This window comes from Brevibacillus sp. FW301-21C12A, from assembly GCF_058788915.1.
The window spans coordinates 104,494-123,954 of sequence record NZ_JBYTBG010000008.1 but is presented as its reverse complement, the minus strand read 5'-3'; the positions used below and the strand labels follow the sequence as shown (position 1 = coordinate 123,954).

Genomic DNA, 19,461 nt, shown 5'->3' with positions numbered 1-19,461 from the left:
CTCACCCCTTTTTCTTTCTGCGCAAAAGCCAGCGGTTATCCGCCTCGGCTGGCGCACCTTCCACGACGAGACGCGCCTCCTCCGCCAACTGGTAAGCTTCCGTGAAGGCCAACTGCCTGAACGCCTGCTCCGCTTTGGTCAACAGCTCATTGACGTGCCGGTTTTGCCGGCGGTAGCGGTTGGTGTACTGGATGGCTCCCTCCGCCAACTGGCAGGAGGAAATCGTCTGCTCGGCCATCCGCTCGGTTTCTACGACCAGCTCGCGCGCATCCTGAATCAAAATCGCCACTTCCTCCAGATCGTAGCGGTATTGCTCCATCACCATCTTGATCCGCCCCAAAGTCTGGACGACTTCTTCAAACATATATTTGAGCTGATCCGGAATGCCCGGCAAATAGCTTCGCTTGATCTGCTGGCGCACGCGAACGAGCGTGCTGGAGATGCGCTCCAGCTCGTCGAGGGCATCGTCCTCGGTTTCGATCAGCAAATAATCCGGCTCTTCCTCCAGATGAGGCTCCTCCAACTCCGGCTCCGCCTGACTCTTCGGAATGACCAGCTCGTATTCGGTTTCCTCTTCGTGCTCACGGCTTGCCTGCTGGGCGGGCGCATGGGGCACCGAGGTTTTCTCCGGCTTCGCAGGCCGCTTGACTGCCTGCAACAGCACAGCCCGTTCTGCCTCGCTCAACTGGTCGCTCGTCCCTGCCTCAGTCTCTGCGTGTGCGGACAGATCCACCGCTTCCTCCTGCTTGGGCGCGGACAATCCTTGCGCCTCGCGCCCGAACGCTTGCGGCTCTCTGTCGATGACAAGTGGCTGCGCTGTCTCCTTGCCAGCCAGGTTCCACGCCTCCGCAGCCTGCTCGATGATCGCTGCGACCTCCGCTTCGCTGACTTCCCGTTCTTTTTCTGCCAATGCACTGTTCGTTCTTTCCGGCTCTGCCTCGTCTGCGAGCGGCTCCTCTGCAAGCACAGGCGGCTTTTCCAGGGCTGGCGCCGCAGCGGCTGCTGCCTCGTGCTGAGCGAGCACGCCTTCTTCAATGCTCTGGTACGTCGTGTCAAGCAGCACGTCAAACGCCTTGGAATGAGTCATGACCATCTCCAGATTGCCCTCTTCCAGCGCGGTTTTTGCGGAGGAAAGCAACTGTTTGGCCTGCAGCAGCGCCTTGTCCAGCGAATCCTGCTTCAAGTCGAAGCCGTCGCGCGTCGCCTGGCTGATTCCGTCCTCCAGTTGCTTGAACTCTTCCGGCATTTCCTTTTTCACGCGCTGCACCAGCGCCGGAATCTGCTCCATCGCTTGGCCGACCCGCTCCAGAATCTGTTGGGCCTTGAGCGTCGTATCGTAGGCGCCAATATCGTCGCCCGCCGCCCGCGACGTTTTCACGAGGTTGCGCATCGTCTCTACTTCGTCCAGCGACGCTTTCAGTTCGTGAAAAGCCAGTCCGTATTCCAGCCGCAAATCGGACAGGCGGCGCTCCATCTGCTCCACCTGCTTGCCGATCTCCGGGATGACGACCTTGTTTTCCTGTTTGGCAATCGCTACCTTTGTCGTGTCTTCCTTCAGGTCGTTCAGCTCATCCTCGATCTGCGTCAGCGTCTGCCGCGCTTCATCGAGCATGCCCAAAGCCAGGGAAAACCGGAAACGGTCGCACGCTTCCTCCGCATCCAGAATCATCATCTCCACGTCTGGAATGCGGATGCGCAGCAAGTTTTCTTTTTTGTCAGCCAGGTGGTGGTAGCGCACCTCTGTCATTCCGCTGGAGCGGCGCAACGGCTTTTCCACCTCGATGACGTTGATTTTTTCGACCAGCTCGTCCTTCCAATCCTCTACATCATCGACTTGCTTGAAGATCCCGCGGCGGCGAATCATGGCGTAGATCAGCATGACGGACAGCACCGCGAACACAGCTCCGAGCGCGTATATCCACCACGGAATGCCGCCGAGCGCGTCTTTTTCTTCCGGCTGCTCCTGCGCTGCCGCATCAGCCGCGCCCGCAGTCGTTGCAGCCTGCTTGTCGGAAAGGCTGCTCAGCTCCCGGTTCACTTCCCCGATCACAGTCTGAATGCCGGTCAAATACTGCTTCTGGTTGCGAAAAGGATCGTAGTACGACGCGATTTTGTCGTGCAACAACTCCATCGTCACGCCTTTGTTCTGCAACGCAGGCCCTGCGTACATCCCGATCTGCTCCGTGTTGTAGTCGAGCACGACCATCATCGCGTCATCAGCCAAATTGTAATTGTCAAACAGCTTCTGCGCGTACATGTCAGGGGATTCTGCTTCCGGAGCCGTGCTTTCCACCACGACAACCTTGTAGCTGCCAGGCAAGTTTTGCATCGATTTTTCAAACTTCGCCTTTTCGTCTTTTTTCAAATAGTTGTCGGCGTCCTGCACGACCTCATCGGTTTTGTCCGGAAAAGGCGTAGCGTACGCCGGATTCGTGTATAGCAACATGCCTGCCAGACAGAGCAGGAATAGTCTTCGTTTCACTTGTCAAACATCCCCTTTAGAAAACTTGGCTGCGCCAAAGCCATTGGCGGAGCCTTCGCTGCACTTGTGCAAAATAAAGTCACAGGAGAGGGCACATCCTATCCGGGCAGCAAAATCCCGCGCAAAAAGCGCATGATGGAATCGTGCAGCCATCTGGCGAACTCCTCGGAAAACAGCTCCAGGTCGTAAACCTGGCGAACCATTTGCGGTTGTAAAAACGGATATATCATCTGGCTGCTTACGGCCAGCACTATACGATCAACAGAGACAGGCAAAAAATCACCCGATGCCACGCCGCCCTCCAATACGCGCGAAAGGCCGTGCTTCCATCGGCTCATGTACAGCGTCATCACTTCACGGGCAAGCATCGACTCGACGCTCAACTCCCGGTGAACCAGCCGGGTAATCGGCGCATGCTCCATCTGGAAGCGCAAATACAACTGGATCACCTGTTCAAGTCGGTGAATGGCAGAGACATGCTCCTGCTCGGCTTCCTGTTCTTCCAGCAGCCGAAACAGCGTCTCAAAATAAGAGGCGATCAAGGTCTCCAACACTCCCTGCTTGCCCTGGAAGTGATAAGAAATCAGCGCGGAGTTCACTTTTGCTTCAGCAGCGATTTGTCTAACGGAAGTCCCTTTGTAGCCGTACGTGTCAAACAGCTTCGCGGCTGCGGACAAAATGCGCATTTTCGTCTGATCCATCGCTGGTTCCCATCCCCTTTACGCTCCGGCTTCACCAGGACCGGAAGCGACGATTGCCCAAAAGAGAAGCGACCGCGAAAATCGCAGAAGTCTCGTCTGCAAAATGCCTGATGCGGTCGCCGCAGACGCTTGGTTTCATCAGGCATCTTTCCCATTGTACCGATTATTCGACGCAAAAAGATAGACCTGTTGTTAGTTCGACAAAGTTTTCCAGTATTCCTTCTAGGAATTAAGACTCCCTCGCAAAAAAGCGCAAAGGAAAGCGGCCCGTTGTGCACATCTTCACAATGAGTAAAGACGGACAAAGTCCGCAAAGCGTTACCTCATCCTGCCTGAAAATCTTGCGAGCCAAAGCAGGCGGGCACGCACCTCCGGCCCATCCGTCACAGCAGCCGCCTTCCCGCCGCTTTTGCCATCGTCCGCGCCGCTTCGCAAACCGTCCGCCTCACGGAAAAAAGACGCTCCCTGTCCGCTGACATGGAAGGTAAGCGTCTTTTTCTTTGCTTGCTTATTTGCCGCCCTCTGCCGGGGCCGGAACCGGCTTTGCCCGCCCGTAGTTTTGCAGGTAGGTCTCCACCTGGGAATGCTCTTTTACCCGCTGGTCGTTCAAGTCGTATGCGGAGCGAATCGACATCGTCATGTTGGTCGGAAGCATCGTCGTTTTGTTGTAGTAAATCGTGTACTCCGCTTCGACGTCCATCTGATCGACCAACGCCTTCACGTCCTGGGACGGTTTCGCCTGAATCGAGGTGCCTCCCTGCCGCACGCTCGCACCTGCCCAGTCCCCATCAGAAAGCTGCATCGCCAGCTTCAGCTTCGGCTTGTGCCCGGGAAACGGCCCTGCGGCGGACTGAATCCGCGAGCCGGTGGCACTCTGCTCCTGCAGTTGCGCGGCCAGCCACGCCTTCAGCTTGGCTGAATCCAGCGTGACGCCGATCGCTTCCAGATCGTCCTCGGGGTTTTCGTCCGGCAGTTGACGGATGCCTTTTTTCATCTCATCCATTTGCTGGAAACAAAAACCAGGACTCCAGTTGTCCATCTCCTGCCGCAGCGCAACGCCTTCTCCCGGTACGGGCTTCCATTTTTCCCCCTGCCCTTGCTTGGCGTACAGCTCGCTGCCCTCGCGCAAAAGGGACAAAGTCTCCACCCGCTTTTCCTCCGGGACGGAAATTTTCACATTCATATACTCCGCTTCGCCGTCTTTTCGCCCGGAAAAGTTCACCATGTTGGCATTGGCGCTGTTTGCTGTCAACAGCTTGGTCCTGCCGTAAAACGCATACGAGCTTTGGGCCGCAAACTGGTCGCGCACCTGTTCAAAGGCGGAGCTGGGGTTTTGCTTGACGCCCATCTGATTGCAGCCGGCCAAAGCCGTGCAGGCTACAGACAAAAGGCATATCGTCCAATACTTGCGCATAGGCTTCCTCCCTCGGTTACCCTTTGGCCACTTCCAGGTGGTTCAGGGTAATTGTCCCTTTTATCGTTTCCGGGGAGGAATAGGCTTATTCTGCTTGGACAGCCAATGACAGGGATTCGTCTGGCTACAGGTGGTAGTACAAAACGCCGTCTTTCTCCTTGACTTCGACCTGGTGCAAAATCGTCAGCAGATCAATGTGCCCGATCGTCTCGGAAAGCGTCAACGGCAGCTCTTTTTCGTACAGCGTAGGGAACAGCAGCGTGGTCAGCTCGTAGGCGGTTTTTTCGCCGTCGGCAAGCAGGCTGCGCAGCGTGTCTGTGCGGCTCCAGTTTTTTTGCAGCCGGGCCAAAATCAGCTCCCGATGGTCGGTGACGATCTCGCCATGGCCGGCCAGCACCCGCTCCACCTCCATGTCTGCACACATCTGCAGCGCCGTCCGGTATTGGACGAGCGTGAGCGGCCGTGCGCCCGAACGATCCCGCGGTGGTTCGATAAAGGCATTGGACGAAATATGTCCGATGATGTGGTCGCCGCCGATCATCGTTCGATCCCGCTCCCGGTACAGGGACAAGTGGCTTTGGCTGTGCCCCGGCGTGTAGAGCACCTGCCATTCCTCCAAGTTCGGCACCCGCTGCTTGTGCTTGAGCAACACGTCAATGCGGCTTGGCTCGGAGAAGGTCTTCATCAGCTTGTGAAACTTGGCGATGATGACCAGCATGTCGCTCGGCACGCCGCTTTTTTGGTACAGCTCCAGAAAAAACTGGTCGTGAAAATGCATGAAGTCCTCATCCAGCTCCACGTACGGCGCTGCTTGCGGATGGGCCAGCGTCACGGCGCCGGAGAGCTGCCGCACCTTTTCCAGTTGACCACAATGGTCAACGTGGTGGTGCGTCAGCACGATCTGCTCGATCTCCTCCACGCGGACTCCGGCAGACTGCAATCCTTCCGTCAGCGCCTGCCAGGCCTCGTCTGTCTTCGGCCCCACATCCACCAGCGTCAGCTTGTCGCCTTTTACCAAATAGACGTTGACCGCTCCGACACTGAACGGGGTGGGGATTTCCAGACTGTATATATCCGGTGTGATTTGTGTCGCCTTGGTGCGCAGTTCGCGTGTGTCCATGGGTCAACTCCTCCATCTGCCTTCAAGTTTGTTCCCTCTTTTACCGATATATCTTATACAGAAACAAATCACGCTGCAAAAAGGCATACCGAAAAGAGAAAAGAGCCATTGGTTTGGCTCTAGGCGAGTACAACCTGGTTTCTGCCAGAATTTTTTGCTTCGTACAACGCGATGTCCGCCTGGTGGAACAAGGCTTCGACGCTCAGATTGACGTCCATCTCCCTGTTCCATTTCGCAAGACCGCACGAGATCGTCACCCGCGGGGACGTCTCCTGCTCCACGCACTCCCTGATTCGCTCGGCGACAGCGCGAGCCGTTGCCTTGTCTACGCTCGGCAGGTAGACGGCGAGCTCCTCCCCGCCCCAGCGCGCCGCAATATCGCTGTCTCTGATACTGCGGCGGATGAGGTTGGCCACCTGAATCAGCACTTCGTCTCCTACCTGGTGGCCGAATGTATCGTTTACCGTCTTGAAGAAGTCGATGTCGATCAAAATCAGCGAGCCGTAGCTGTCCTTGGCAAGCGAGGCCCTGACCTGTTCGTTCAAGTAGCGTCTCGTGAACAGTCCGGTCAAGTTGTCCGTAATGACCATTCGCTCCATTTCGTTGTGCAAAACGGCATTCGTCATGGCGAGGCTTGCGTGCTGGCCGAAAATTTCGAGCAGCTTGTAGTCGTCAAAACTAAAAAAATGATAGCGGGAATCTGCGACTAGAAGCACTCCGCTAATTTCGCCCTCGACAACAAGCGGTACCCCCATGAGCGAGCAGCAGGAATAGAGTGAAAACGGCAGCGGACCCGCGCCAGGCTGAGCCAGAAGCAGCGTCTGCTTGCTTTGCATGATCTGCTGGAACGGCTTTTCGAGCGCATTGACGACGGTGCCGTTAAAGTCGGAAAGCGACGACGAGAGTATATCGAACTTGTCTTCTCCCGGCTGCTTTCGCAAAATGGCGCAAAACTCCGCGTCGAATGTCGCCTGCATCATTTCCGTCACAAAATCGAGAATTTCCTTCAAATCAAGACTTTTGTTAAGCTGTCTAGCCATTTCGTTGATGAGGCGCAACTCGCGGATCAGATTGCGCGATTGCTGGTACAGTTGCGCATTTTCAAAAGCGGTGCCTGCCGTGTCGGCCAAGATGGAAATGTAGTCCTTCTCGTGTTGGCTCAACGAAATCGGCTGCTCCGAAGTCACCTGCAAAACGCCGTAGATGCCTTGCTTGCCCAACAGCGGCGCGGCAATCACGGTCGCCCGCTGCTCGCCTTCCCCTACTTCTTCCGCGATCAAGCGGCCTTCCAGGTACGCTTTCGTGCTGGTGGACGGCTCCACCTCCTGGAACGACAACTGCTTGACAGGCGTAGTAGCATTCGGCTCCACCGTCAGGAACAGCTCGACCGAGAAATACGGATACAGGCTCGGGATGCTGGTGACGATCTCGTGGAGAACGTCATTGACGTCAATCGATGCCTGAATCTTTGACATGAGCTGGTAGAGCAAATCTTTTTTGCTCGCTTCGCGGCGCAAATCGTCAGACATAATCGCGCGCCAGAGCGCACAGCTCGCCTTTTCCGCAATCTCCTGCAGGAAAGCGACGTCCCGGATATCGTAGAAGCAGTCCTGCTCCTCGGGCGGCAGGTGCAAAAACAGGGCGTACAGCGGAACCGCGTTCAGGCTTACCGGAACGACGATGACCCGGTGGTTGTCCAGCGCCATCGGCGTGACTGGCTTATTCCCCATGCGCATAACCAATTGGGCGATATGAGCCTGACCTGGCTCCGCTTCTTGCGTCGTGACGCAATCCTGGGGGATCAGCACGCCCTCCTCGGAGAGCTTCACCGCCGAGCAATAGCCTTTTGAAATGATGTTGCTGATTTGTCTCGTCAGGCTGGTCAGCAAATCCCGCGCGGTGTCGTGCAAGGTCAAATCGGTGACGATCTGGCTGGTTGCGTGCTGGATGTACGCATCGTAGCCCATGCGGATGAGCGGCTCTAATCCCCGCATGTAGCCCCGCAAATCGAAATCAATCTCTTTTTGCGGGATGAGCATGCCAATGACGGCGCGGACACTGCCGTCATGCTCCTTCAGCGGAAACGCTCCGCAGACGAGCTCGCTTTCGTTTTTGGCCTTGACGACAATCTCCTTCGTGCCGAGCGCTTCCAAAACATAATCGCAGACTTCCCCGGTCTGGACATACTGGCGCGCCGCCATAGACAGAGAGTTTCCAGATTGACTATCATGCATGTCCATGAAGTTGATTACACGGCCCCCGGAATCTGTCAAGAAAAGGATGCCTGGGCGCTTTTCCGGCCAAGATTGTATGATAAAATGGGCCGTGTAGGAAAAGACCGTCTCTAACTTCCCCAACATTTTACTTGACACGAGAAACTCCCTCTCTCAGCATTTTCTCAAGCTTCCAAATGGTCAGTATCATTTACCTGGAGCACTTCCCACCTGCGATCGGCATAGCGGAAAACGGAAATTCCCGTGTTGTCGATGCGCGTAATGCCAGTTCCCTGCTCCCCTGCTGTTACGTAGTGCAAAAAGCTGTTGATGAGACCGCCGTGCGATACCACCACAATTGCCTCATTCTGATGCTTCGCTGCCAGTTCGGTCAGAGCGGCCACCGCACGCCGCTGCATGTCCTCGAATGTCTCGATGCCGCAGGAAGCCTCGTCCTGATTTTCAAAGCGCGCGCGAATCTCCTCGTAGGTAAGCCCCTCCCACTGCCCGTAGCAACGCTCGCGCAAGGTAGGATGCGTGCCTACGGAAATGGAGAAATTTTCCGCAATTTTCGCAGCGGTCTCACGCGCGCGACTTAAATCACTGGAATAAACAGCGTGAATCTTCTCGCGCCGGAAGCGTCCGGCTACCAGCTCTGCCTGTCGCATGCCGATCTCGTTCAAAGCGATATCGCTGTGTCCCTGAATGCGCCGAATCTGATTCCACTGTGTCTCTCCGTGGCGAACGAGGTACATGATGGTTTCCAAAACGCAATAGCTCCTTTTCTGTGAAAACCGCCCTTCGCAGCCTGCAGGTCTGACGCCGAGCGGAGATTTATTCGAAAAATAGAGATGACCGCTTGCGGTCAATCAAACAGTCAAGGCTGTCTTTTTCAAGTTGAGATGGATAAGTACTACTTAATTATATAAGATGGTTGTTCACAATTCTAGTTTGATCCGTTAACATTTGGTACAAAATTCCTATCTTTCTTGCCTGTTCGCAAAATCGCTCTCTATTTTTTCTCAGGGTGAAATGAAACGATTTCGCTTTTCCCCTCGTCAGAGGTTGTAAGCAAATGCTACTACACCTCGGGGGGAATCTTTCATGAAGCCTTGGATGATCCGATCCAGCTCATTCGTATTGACAGCAAGCCTGCTGCTTCCGCTTGCACAAGCACACGCCCAGTCGCCGGAAGCTGCCACGAGCAAAATGGTCAACAGCACGCAAATGGACAAGGCGACCTTGGCTGCCACGAGCAAGGTAAAGCTGTCGAAAGAAGCGGCGCTGACCCTTGCAGCCAAGCTTGTACCCACCAGCGGGCTTACGCTGACAAACGTGTCGTTCCGTTCGGCTGACGGCTGGCGCTCGTTCCCGGAATGGTCGTTCGGCTGGAACAAAAAGGACCCGAACAACGAAAAAGTACTCCTGTCCTACAGCGTCAGCATCAACGCCAACACCGGGGAGCTGACCTCCTATTCCCACTACGACCAAAGCCGGAACAACCTGCCTTACGCCAAACGGGTGTCCTATGCCGACGCCCGCACAGCGGCAGAGCAGTTTTTGCAAAAGCACAACCCGGGCAAAGCCGCAGAAACCCGTCTCTACCTGCGCGAGCTGCCCGAGCCGAAAACGCCGCTTTCTGCCGACGTCTCCTACACGTTCCGCTTCGTCCGGGTCGTAGACGACGTGCTATTCCCGGACAACGGGGCGGACATCACCGTCAATGGCGCAGGCGTCGTCAGCGATTTTTCCTTGTCGTGGAACGACGTGAAATTCGAGAAGCCAGACAAGCAAATTTCGTTGGAGGAAGCGGAGAAGCTGTTCCAGGAGCAGGCAGACCCGAAGCTTTCGTACCTGCTTCCGTGGAAGCGAACCGGCGCTGAGAAAAACACCGTCACGCTCGGCTATACCAATCCGTTTACGTTCTACCTCGACGCCCAGAGCGGAAAAGCGTTGAACCAATCGCTCTCGCCCCGCAGCGAAAGCAACGAGCCTGTCGCGGTCAGCAGCAAGCCGCTTTCCCCGCGCCGCTCGGGAGGAGCGCTCAGCCAGGAGGAAGCCATCGCCTGGGCGGCCAAGACGTTTGACCTTGGCAACTACGAGCTGCGCTCCGCCAACTACAGCGAGCGAGACTACCAGGGCAACCGTTCCGTCTGGAATCTCGAATACACGGAAAAAGGCAAGGAAAAGGATGGCTACGTCTTTGTCGCCTTTGACGCTGTCACCGGCGACGTTTACTCGTACAGCAAAGACCGGCCGCTGCGCAAAGAGGAAGAAAAGCCCGCCAAGACGGTCGACCCGAAAAAGCTGCAAGCAGCGGCAATGGAAACGATCCGCAAATGGACGCCGACCTCGGCCCACCAGTTGTACCTGGTCGAACGCGACGAGGAAGGCGTAGAACTGTTAAAATCCAGCCGTTACCGGATCACGCTGGAACGGTACATCGACGGAATCGCGGCTGCCAGCGGCTCGGCCTACCTCAATTACGACGCGCAGACAGGCGAACTTTTGTCCTACAGCGCTGACTTTGGCAGCGAAACGTACCCTGCCAAAGTACCTAAACATCTGTCTGGCGACGAAGCCGTCCAGGCGTGGTGGAAGGAGTCGGAGGCAGAAGCGGTGTACGCCCTGGAGCCGCTCAGCGAGGAAGACAACAAAAAGGTACAGGAGCAGCCATCCTACATTCCGAAAAGGACGGCGAAGCTCGTTTACCGCGTAACGTCCACGCCGTTTGAGCAGCCTTACTACCTCGATGCGGCTACAGGCGAGTGGCGCTCTACTGCATCCGGAAAAGTGCTCAACCTGCACCGCCAGGCACCGCTCGACCTCAAGGGCCATCCGGCCGAGAAGGAACTGCTTTTGATGTACGAATACGATGCGCTCTCGCTGGAGGATGGCAAAATCTTGCCGCAAAAGCCGATCACACGCGGCGAAATGATCGAAATGCTGATGATTAGTCTGAACCAGGGACGCCACTACCCGATGTACTCCCTGGAGCGCAAGGCGACCTACAGCGACGTGGCAAACGGCTCGCGCTTCTTCTCTGCCGTCGAAGGCGCCGTGGACCGCGGCCTTTTGGACAAAAACGCTTCCAAGCTGAACCCGGATGAGCCGATCACCCGCGAAGAACTGGCCGACATGATCGTGCGCGCGCTCGGCTACAACAAGCTGGCGGACTACCCTGGCATGTTCCAGTCGCCGCTCACCGACATCGGCAACGCCAAGCATCGCGCTTCGATTATTATCGCTACGACACTGGGCATCGTGCCGACCGACAAGACGAAGTTCCAGCCGCAGGGCGCGGTGTCGCGGGCGGATGCAGCCGTTACGTTTACCCGCTTCCTGGAAAAACGCGGCAACGCAGATACGGAGTCGGTCTTCATCCGGGATTAAACGGGAGCAACGAGGAACAGCGCCATTTCTTCCATGAATGGCGCGTTTCTTTTCTCTTGACTTATCCATACCTCGCCTAGTATGATTGATTGTATGTGTACAGGGTAGCATTGATTGTAGGTAAAAACGGAAGGATGTACCCTCTTAGTTCCCTCCCTTTACAGACTGCGGCTGAATATCTGTGAGGAGCACGATGCGGAAACGCTACCGTCCGAAGTTCGTGTAGATAAAGTAGGAACTAACCTGCCGGAAGTAAACACCTACGAATCCAATTTAAAGGAGACTGAATACATGTCACGTTACACAGGACCTCGCCACAAACTGGCTCGTCGTCTGGGCATCTCCCTCGACGGTACAGGAAAAGACATCAAGCGCAACTTCCCTCCGGGCCAACACGGTCACAACAACCGTCGTAAACTGTCCGAGTACGGAATCCAACTGCAAGAAAAGCAAAAACTGCGCCACATGTTCGGCCTTAACGAAAAACAATTCCGCCGCACTTTCGACCAAGCTAGCAAAATGGCTGGCGTAGTCGGTGAAAACTTCATGAAATTGCTGGAATCCCGCCTGGACAACCTGGTGTACCGCATGGGCTTTGCTCCAACTCGCCCTGCTGCTCGTCAGTTGGTAAACCATGGTCACTTCCTGGTAAACGGCAAAAAAGTGAACATCCCATCCTACCGCGTACAACCGGGCGATGTGATTTCCATCCGTGAAAAGTCCCGTGGTCTGCAACTGATTAAGGACTCTCTGGAAAGCCGTAACTTCCTGCCAAACTACATCTCTTTCAACGATGCTGCTGCTGAAGGTACTTACACTCGTCTGCCAGACCGTGAAGAAATGCCTTCCGAAATCAACGAAGTTCTGATCGTTGAGTTCTACAGCCGTTAATCGTCTGAAAACAAAAAGAGCAGTGCCGCCCGTCGGCCTGCTCTTTTTTATTTGTCCGGATTCCTTTGCCGCTGAAAGCGGGCAGCTTTTCCTTTTCGGACATTTTGCCTACTCTAGCTCCCCTCTCCCGGGTCGCCTCATGACACCGGGTAGTAAATCAGCATGCTGACCTGGGCCAGCCCCTTCCCCTGATTGCGATAGCTGTGCGGTCTGTCGGCCTTGAAGCGGATCGAATCGCCAGCGTGCAACGTATGTGTTTCTTCCTGGATCGCAACCGTCAACTCCCCGGAAAAAACAGTCAAAAATTCTTCCGTCCCCTCTCTGTGCGCCCCGGAGCTTAACAATCCACCCTCCTCGATCTCGACCGTGTACAGCTCAAAGCGCTTGTCCGCCTCAAAAGGAAAAGCGGGATAAATCCGGTATGCCCCGGCCTGCTCGTCCGTCAAAGCCTGCACCTCTGCCTTGCGCACTACCGTCGTGTCCGGCTGCGGCTTTTGGATGAGCGAGGTAAAGGAGATTTTCAAGCCGTTGGCAATTTTCCACAGCGTCGTGATCGTCGGACTCGATTCGCCCCTTTCGATCTGGCCGATCATCGTCTTGCTCACGCCGCTCAGCTCCGCCACCTTTTCCAGACTCAGCTTCTGCTTTTCCCGTATCTCTCTTACATTTTTGGCCAGCACGCGCTGAATGTCTTCCATGGCGCCAAAACCTCCCGTGTACAATATAACGACCGGATTGTAAAATAAAACGCATACAATATAACGACCTATACGGTCATTATAGCACACGATAGAGGAGGGAGATTCACGATGCCTGTCTTGTCCTTTTTGCTTTTTGTATTTGTGTCCCACTTCACGCCTGGTCCCAACAACATCATGGCAATGGTGTTCGCCAACAAGTACGGCCTGAAAAAGACTGTCCGCTTTTGCCTCGGCGTGAGCAGCGGATTTTTGGCCCTCATCTTGCTGTGCAGCTTTTTTCACCTGCTGCTCACGAGCTACATCCCTACGGTTACGCCTTATTTGACCTTTTTCGGCGTCTTGTACATGTGGTATTTGGCGTTCAAAATGCTCACCAGCATCCGCGGGGAGGAAAACAGCGAAGCGGACGCCAAAAACATGTTTGCGACAGGCGTCCTGCTACAGTTCGTCAATCCGAAAGGGGTGCTGTACGGGCTGAGCGTCGTCGGCACGTTCATCCTGCCCTACTTTTCCACGGCGACCAGCCTGCTCGGCTTCTCCCTGCTGCTCGGCGCCGCAGGCTTTGCCAGCTCGTTTTGCTGGAGCTTGTTTGGCTCCCTTTTTCAAAATGTTTTGTCCAGGCACAAGCGCGCCTTTCACGTCGCGATGGCCCTGCTGCTGGTGCTCAGCTCGGTTTTGCTGCTCGTGTAGCCCCCTACGCTTCAACAGTTTTTGACACATTGTGACGCGGCGCGGAACTTCTCGATTGTCCCTTTCATCGCTTGTACCCTCAAGGTTCCTCGTATGGTATAATCAGGAGGTATGCTAGGGGGTCGTAGACTATGTCGAATAACCACACATCTTCCTCTGAACCGTCGAAAAAAAAGCGACGCCGTAGCCGTGGCAGACTGATATGGGTCATCGTTCAGATGGTGTTTCTGCTTGGACTCATGGGAGCTGCTGTCGCCGGAGGAATCGTGACAGGTTATGTTGCCGCACTCGTGAAGGACGAGCCAGTGCGCAGCAAGGAGGAACTGGAGGACAAAATTTTCACCAATTATCTGACTGGATTCGCCTACTACAACGACGGCTCTCTCATCGGCCAACTGCGGGCTGAGGAAGGCGACCGGCGCTTGGTGAAAAAAGCAGACGTTTCTCCTTATTTAATTAACGCCATTATTGCAACAGAAGACAAAAACTACTACCACCATTCAGGCGTTTCCTTCCAGTCCACGCTACGCGGGGCGATTCAGGAATTTACCAACCAACCTGTCGTGACAGGCGGTAGTACGATTACGCAGCAGCTTGTAAAAAATACGATCCTCTCCGCTGAAGTGAGCCACACCCGCAAAGCGCGGGAAATTTTCAGCGCCATCCGGATCGAGCGCATGTTTTCCAAGGACCAGATTTTGGAAGCCTATATGAACGAAATCTACTTCGGAAAAAACGCCAACGGCTCGAACGTTTACGGCGTTCAGGCGGCCGCCAAAGGGATTTTTGGCAAGGATGTAAAGGAATTGAACCTGAGCGAAGGCTCTTATCTCGCGGGCATGATTCAAAACCCTGGCGCCTACTCGCCATTCCGCGCCGAGAGCTACCAGCGCGGCAAGGAACGCCAGAAAATGGTGCTCGACCGCATGCTGGAAAACGGCTACATCACGCAGGCGCAATACGACGACGCGCTCAAAGCCGATCTGAAGGCGCAGTTGGCCAAGCCGACCCAGCAGGCGTATCGCGAAGTTCCGTTTTTGATGATGGAGATCGAGGAGCGGGCCGCCCGTCAGCTCGTCGATGCCGATCTCGCGGAAAAAGGGCGCGACAAGTCGACTATCGGGCGCAACGAATACCGCCAACTGGTCGAGGACAAGCGCCGCGACATTTTGCGCAAAGGCTACAAAGTGCACACGACGATTGACAAAAACGTCTACAGCATCATGCAGGCCGTCGCGGCCGACCCGAAAAACTTCGGGAAAAACCGCACCTACACGATCCGCCGCTCGAACGGCAAGACGGAAAAAATCGAGAACGCGCTGGAAGAAGTCGGCGCCATGCTGATCCACAACAAAACGGGAGCGATCCTGGGGATGATTGGCGGACGCGACTTCTCGGTCGAGCAGACGAACCACGCAACGGTTCCTCGCCAGCCTGGTTCGGCCATGAAGCCGCTGGCGGCGTACGCTCCGGCCTTTGAGCTGGGACTTTTGCAGCCAGCCTCGCCAATCGACGACGCACCTGTGCTGCTCGCCGACGGCCAGAACGGCTCTCACCTGCCGAAAAACTGGAACAACAAATGGCAAGGGATCATGAGCGCGCGGGAAGCGCTGCGGATGTCCTGGAACATCCCGGCGATCAAGACGTATTTGAAGGTCGGAATCCCTACCGCGCTGGAGTACGTCAAGAAAATGGGCATCACCACGCTGGTCGACGCAGACAACTACGCTGCGACAGGCGTAATCGGCGGACTTACATACGGAACGACGGCAGAGGAAATGACCAATGCCTACGCCACGTTTGCCAACCACGGCTCGTTCGTGGACGCCTACCTCATCGACCGGATCGAGGACAGCCAGGGCAAAGTGATCTACCGTCACGAAGCCCAACCCGTGCAAGTGTACAGCGAACAAACCGCTTATTTGATTACGGACATGATGCGTTCCGTCGTCAATGCCGGAACAGGTACGCACATCCGCAAATTCGTTCCGCGCAAGGTCGACGTGGCAGGTAAAACCGGGACTACGAACAACAGCAACGATTTGTGGTTCGTCGGCTACACGCCGGAGCTGTCCATGGGTGTCTGGGTCGGCTTTGACGAACCGTACCCGATGCCGGACGCAGACAAATACGTGCCGATGGTCGTCTGGGGCAAGGTCATGAAGGAAATTATCGAAAAGCACCCACACCTGTCTCCTCCTGACGCTACGTTCCAGAAGCCGTCGGGGATCGTCACGGCGACAGTCGACTCCAAATCCGGGCTGCTGCCAAGCGAGCTGTCCAAGCAGGCGGGGCATTTGATTACCGATCTGTTTAACCGCCGCTTCGTTCCGACGAAGGTGGACGACTCGCACCAAAAAGCGCGCCTGATTACGTACAACGGCGAGCGCTATCTGGCGAAGGAAGGCACTCCGGACGATTTCGTAACCGAAGGCATCTTCTACCGCTCCCCTGATCCGCTCCCTTCCAAGGAGCAGATTCAGGCCAAAAACAAAAGCGTTGCCGTCCAGCCGCCAGATTGGGAACAACGTCTGCCGGACAAGGAAGACCCGCGCACAGAGGTCGGCGGAACGCCAGCCGCTCCAAGCGGCGTCGTCGCAAGCGGCTCCGGCAAGCAGATCGCGCTTTCCTGGCAGTCGGCAAAAGAGCCTGACCTGGTAGGATACCGCATCTACCGCGCCGATGCGCAAAACGGCTTCGTCAAAATCGCCACGGTCAAAGATCCGGCTGAGCTGACTTTCACCGATACGACCGCAAGCCAAAGCGACGTAGGCTACTATGTCACAGCGGTCGACATCGCCGGAAACGAATCTTCGCCGTCTGCCATCGCTTCTGTCGGCGCCCAGACGTGGGAGATTCCAGGCGCAAATCCGGGCACGACGCCGACTGACAACAGCGGAAACGGCCAAACCACTCCTGGCCCATCAGGGTCGGGAGACGGCGGAAACGGCAATTCGAACTCCAATGCGGGCTCGAATACGAACAGCCCGTCTGCCGCGCCGCCTTCCGCTCCGAAATCGCTGTCGATCAAGACGAGCGGAAACAGCGTGAAGCTGTCCTGGAAAGGCAACAGCCAAGCGGAGCAGGTCATCGCCTATAACGTGTATTTCAGCCCCGATGCGGCAAGCGGCTATTTGCTGCTCGACACGGTATCCGCCACGAGCTATACACACACGGCATCTGTGCCGAACGGCAGCTACTACATCACCGCCGTCAACAGTTACGGAGAATCGCCACATTCGAACAACGTAACAGCAACCACCACAGAATAGACTAAGGTAAGGAAGAATCAGCAGAGATGGTTACAATCGCCATCTCTCTTTTTCTACAAGCATTAGGGGGGGAACCGATGGAACACGTCAAACGCTATCACTCTGCGAGCATGGTCGTGAACGGAAAAGAACTGCTTATCGAAGGACCGATTACGGGGAGATATTTGGCTGACTTGCGCTTCGATGAAGGACTCAAGGCATTTCGCATCCCCGAGCAACAGCATGAGGCCCTGATTGAAATAGCGGATCTCCCGGAAGGCCGCATCATCATCGCCCGGGAAGGGGACCTTGTGCTCGGTTACGTCACCTTCCTCCACCCCGATCCGCTGGAACGCTGGTCCATGGCCAAACTGCCCGATCTGCTGGAGCTTGGCGCCATCGAAATCAGCCACAAGGTACGGGCTGGCGGCGTAGCCAAGAAACTGCTTGAAGTCGCCTTTATGGATGACGCCATGGAAGACTACGTCATTATTACGACCGAGTATTACTGGCATTGGGATTTGAAAGGAACGGGACTCGATGTGTGGCAGTACAGAAAGGTCATGGAAAAAGTAATGGGCAGCGTCGGACTGACCTGGATGGCGACAGACGATCCGGAAATATGCTCGCACCCCGCCAACTGTCTGATGGCCAAAATCGGAAAACGAGTTCCTGCTGAAACAATCGTCGCTTTTGATGCCATGCGCTTTCAGAATCGCTTTCTTTATTAGTCTGGACATCTTTTCCATAAGATGCAAGGAGGCCCTCATTCATGCGCGTAGAAGATATCATGCGAAAAAACGTCGTTTCCATTCAGCCTGCGACTACCATCGGAGAATCCCTACTGCTGCTCAGAGCCAATCGCATCAGGCATTTGCCCGTCATTGAAAATGACATGCTGGTCGGCATCGTCTCAGACCGCGATCTGCGCGATGCCCTTCCCTCCCGCCTGCTTACCCATGATGACGACGACACCGTCCTGCACAAGCCTGTGGCTGACATCATGCAAAAACAGGTCATCACCGCCCACCCGCTTGACTTCATCGAAGACGCCGCCCTGCAAATTTACGAGCATAAAATCGGTTCGCTGCCGATCGTGGAAGGAAGCCGCCTGGTCGGGATTGTGACAGAATCCGACCTGTTTTCCAGCCTGATTGAGCTGTTCGGCGTCAACAAGCCCAGCTCCCATATCGAGGTAGAAGTAGAAGATCGCGTCGGCATGCTGGCAGAGGTCAGCCAGGTGTTTCGCGAAGCCCAGGTCAACGTCACCAGCGTCATTGTGTTTCCAGGCAAAAACCCCGGGAAAAAGAACCTGGTCTTCCGCGTCCAGACGATTGATCCGCGCGTCGTGACCCAATTGCTGCTGCAAAGAGGCTTTGACGTCATCGGACCGACAGACGGGGGGGTACTCCTGTGAGCCGGAACGCTCGTCTGATCTACTCCCCCGACTACACGAAGTATTACTTTCACGATGACCACCCGTTTAATCAGCGCCGTCTGCTGCTCATGCACGATCTGATGAGCAGCTACGGCCTGCTCACAGAGTCAGACTTGCTGGCGCCGCGCATGGCAACGGACGACGAGCTCGCCCTCGTCCACGACAGGCGCTACATCGAGTTCGTCCGCGAGCAGGGGCACAGCGAAGCAGAGCTGCCGCAGGCGATGAGCTACGGCCTTGGCACCGAGGACGTCCCCTGTTTTCGGAATATGCACGAATCGGCTGCCCTCATTGTCGGAGGGACGCTGAATGCCGTCGATGCTGTCATGCAAGGAGAGGCAGCGCACGCCTTCAATCCGGCGGGCGGGCTGCACCACGCTTTTCGCGGACGCGCTTCCGGCTTTTGCATCTACAACGACTGCTCCGTCGCCATCGCCTATTTGCGCAAGCATTGGAATGCCCGCGTCATGTACATCGACACGGATGCGCATCATGGCGACGGCGTCCAATGGGCGTTTTACGATGATCCTAATGTCCTGACCGTTTCCATCCATGAGACGGGAAAATACCTGTTTCCAGGAACGGGCAATCTGTCGGAACGCGGGGATGGAAGCGGTTACGGATTTTCCGTCAATGTCCCGCTCGACGCCTTCACGGAAGACGATTCGTTTTTGGAGGTATACGAGGAGCTGGTAGCCAAGCTGGCGCACGGCTTCAAGCCGGACGTGATCTTGACGCAAAACGGCTGCGATGCGCATACGTTTGATCCGCTGACGCACCTCTCCTGCTCGATGAAAATTTACCAGTCGATTCCCCGGCTTGCCCATCGGCTCGCCCATGAGTATTGCGACGGCCGCTGGATCGCGGTAGGCGGCGGGGGCTACGACATTTGGCGGGTCGTGCCGCGAGCGTGGACGCTGCTTTGGAGCGAAATGAGCGATCAGCCGCTGGAAGACGGCGACCTGCCGCCCGGCTGGCTTCAGCGCTGGCAGCCGCAGACTGATTTGCAGTTGCCGCTGCGCCTGTTTGACGAACCGTTTCCGGCGATTCCCCGCCGGGCGGAGATTACCGAAAAAAACCGGATTACTCTGGAGCGGGCAATTCTGTACGCGCCGACTGGAGCAGGCAAATGAGTTTGCTTGCTCTTTTTTTGCTCTCCTGTGCGTG

General features: G+C 55.9%; 14 protein-coding genes. 7 read left to right on the top strand and 7 right to left on the bottom strand.

The window, feature by feature from the left end; all coding sequences use genetic code 11:
- Position 1: 1 nt before the first annotated feature.
- From AC3WQH_RS07905 to AC3WQH_RS07880, 6 genes are all read right to left on the bottom strand, one after another.
- On the bottom strand, positions 2-2,482 hold the full coding sequence (locus tag AC3WQH_RS07905) for a septation ring formation regulator EzrA (RefSeq protein ID WP_492331978.1): 2,481 nt from the start codon (positions 2,480-2,482) through the stop codon (positions 2-4).
- Positions 2,483-2,580: 98 nt separating this feature from the next.
- Entirely contained in the window at positions 2,581-3,183 is a 603-nt protein-coding gene (gene refZ, locus AC3WQH_RS07900; RefSeq protein ID WP_005828166.1) for a forespore capture DNA-binding protein RefZ, read from the bottom strand.
- Positions 3,184-3,691: 508 nt separating this feature from the next.
- Positions 3,692-4,597 carry a hypothetical protein gene (locus AC3WQH_RS07895; protein WP_005828164.1) on the bottom strand — a complete coding sequence of 302 codons (906 nt, stop codon included), beginning with the start codon at positions 4,595-4,597 and terminating at the stop codon, positions 3,692-3,694.
- A gap of 124 nt (positions 4,598-4,721) precedes the next feature.
- Entirely contained in the window at positions 4,722-5,717 is a 996-nt protein-coding gene (locus AC3WQH_RS07890; protein WP_007783218.1) for an MBL fold metallo-hydrolase, read from the bottom strand.
- A 119-nt stretch (positions 5,718-5,836) separates the two neighbouring features.
- Complete coding sequence (locus tag AC3WQH_RS07885) at positions 5,837-8,077, bottom strand: sensor domain-containing diguanylate cyclase (protein WP_026557885.1); 2,241 nt, start codon at positions 8,075-8,077, stop codon at positions 5,837-5,839.
- Between the two features lie 38 nt (positions 8,078-8,115).
- On the bottom strand, positions 8,116-8,697 hold the full coding sequence (locus AC3WQH_RS07880; RefSeq protein ID WP_122952676.1) for a histidine phosphatase family protein: 582 nt from the start codon (positions 8,695-8,697) through the stop codon (positions 8,116-8,118).
- A 337-nt stretch (positions 8,698-9,034) separates the two neighbouring features.
- Here AC3WQH_RS07880 and AC3WQH_RS07875 point away from each other — a divergent pair, with 337 nt between their 5' ends.
- Positions 9,035-11,323: an S-layer homology domain-containing protein gene (locus AC3WQH_RS07875; RefSeq protein WP_122952677.1), complete on the top strand. Its 2,289-nt coding sequence runs from the start codon at positions 9,035-9,037 to the stop codon at positions 11,321-11,323.
- Between the two features lie 291 nt (positions 11,324-11,614).
- Positions 11,615-12,214, top strand: a complete 600-nt coding sequence (rpsD, locus tag AC3WQH_RS07870) for a 30S ribosomal protein S4 (protein WP_005828154.1) — start codon at positions 11,615-11,617, stop codon at positions 12,212-12,214.
- 137 nt (positions 12,215-12,351) lie between these two features.
- On the opposite strand, the gene AC3WQH_RS07865 is transcribed toward rpsD, so the two are convergent.
- Positions 12,352-12,912, bottom strand: coding sequence for a helix-turn-helix domain-containing protein (locus tag AC3WQH_RS07865; protein WP_005828152.1), 561 nt, complete (start codon positions 12,910-12,912; stop codon positions 12,352-12,354).
- 111 nt (positions 12,913-13,023) lie between these two features.
- Here AC3WQH_RS07865 and AC3WQH_RS07860 point away from each other — a divergent pair, with 111 nt between their 5' ends.
- From AC3WQH_RS07860 to AC3WQH_RS07840, 5 genes are all read left to right on the top strand, one after another.
- The gene (locus AC3WQH_RS07860; protein ID WP_007783211.1) at positions 13,024-13,605 is read left to right on the top strand and encodes a LysE family transporter; all 582 of its coding nucleotides are present in this window, start codon (positions 13,024-13,026) and stop codon (positions 13,603-13,605) included.
- 131 nt (positions 13,606-13,736) lie between these two features.
- On the top strand, positions 13,737-16,877 hold the full coding sequence (locus tag AC3WQH_RS07855) for a penicillin-binding protein 1A (RefSeq protein ID WP_007783209.1): 3,141 nt from the start codon (positions 13,737-13,739) through the stop codon (positions 16,875-16,877).
- A gap of 77 nt (positions 16,878-16,954) precedes the next feature.
- On the top strand, positions 16,955-17,587 hold the full coding sequence (locus AC3WQH_RS07850; protein ID WP_005828146.1) for a hypothetical protein: 633 nt from the start codon (positions 16,955-16,957) through the stop codon (positions 17,585-17,587).
- A gap of 41 nt (positions 17,588-17,628) precedes the next feature.
- Complete coding sequence (locus AC3WQH_RS07845) at positions 17,629-18,273, top strand: CBS and ACT domain-containing protein (protein ID WP_221843546.1); 645 nt, start codon at positions 17,629-17,631, stop codon at positions 18,271-18,273.
- Positions 18,270-19,427, top strand: a complete 1,158-nt coding sequence (locus tag AC3WQH_RS07840; protein WP_005828143.1) for an acetoin utilization protein AcuC — start codon at positions 18,270-18,272, stop codon at positions 19,425-19,427. The genes AC3WQH_RS07845 and AC3WQH_RS07840 overlap by 4 nt, the downstream gene beginning before the upstream one ends.
- Positions 19,428-19,461 lie beyond the last annotated feature (34 nt).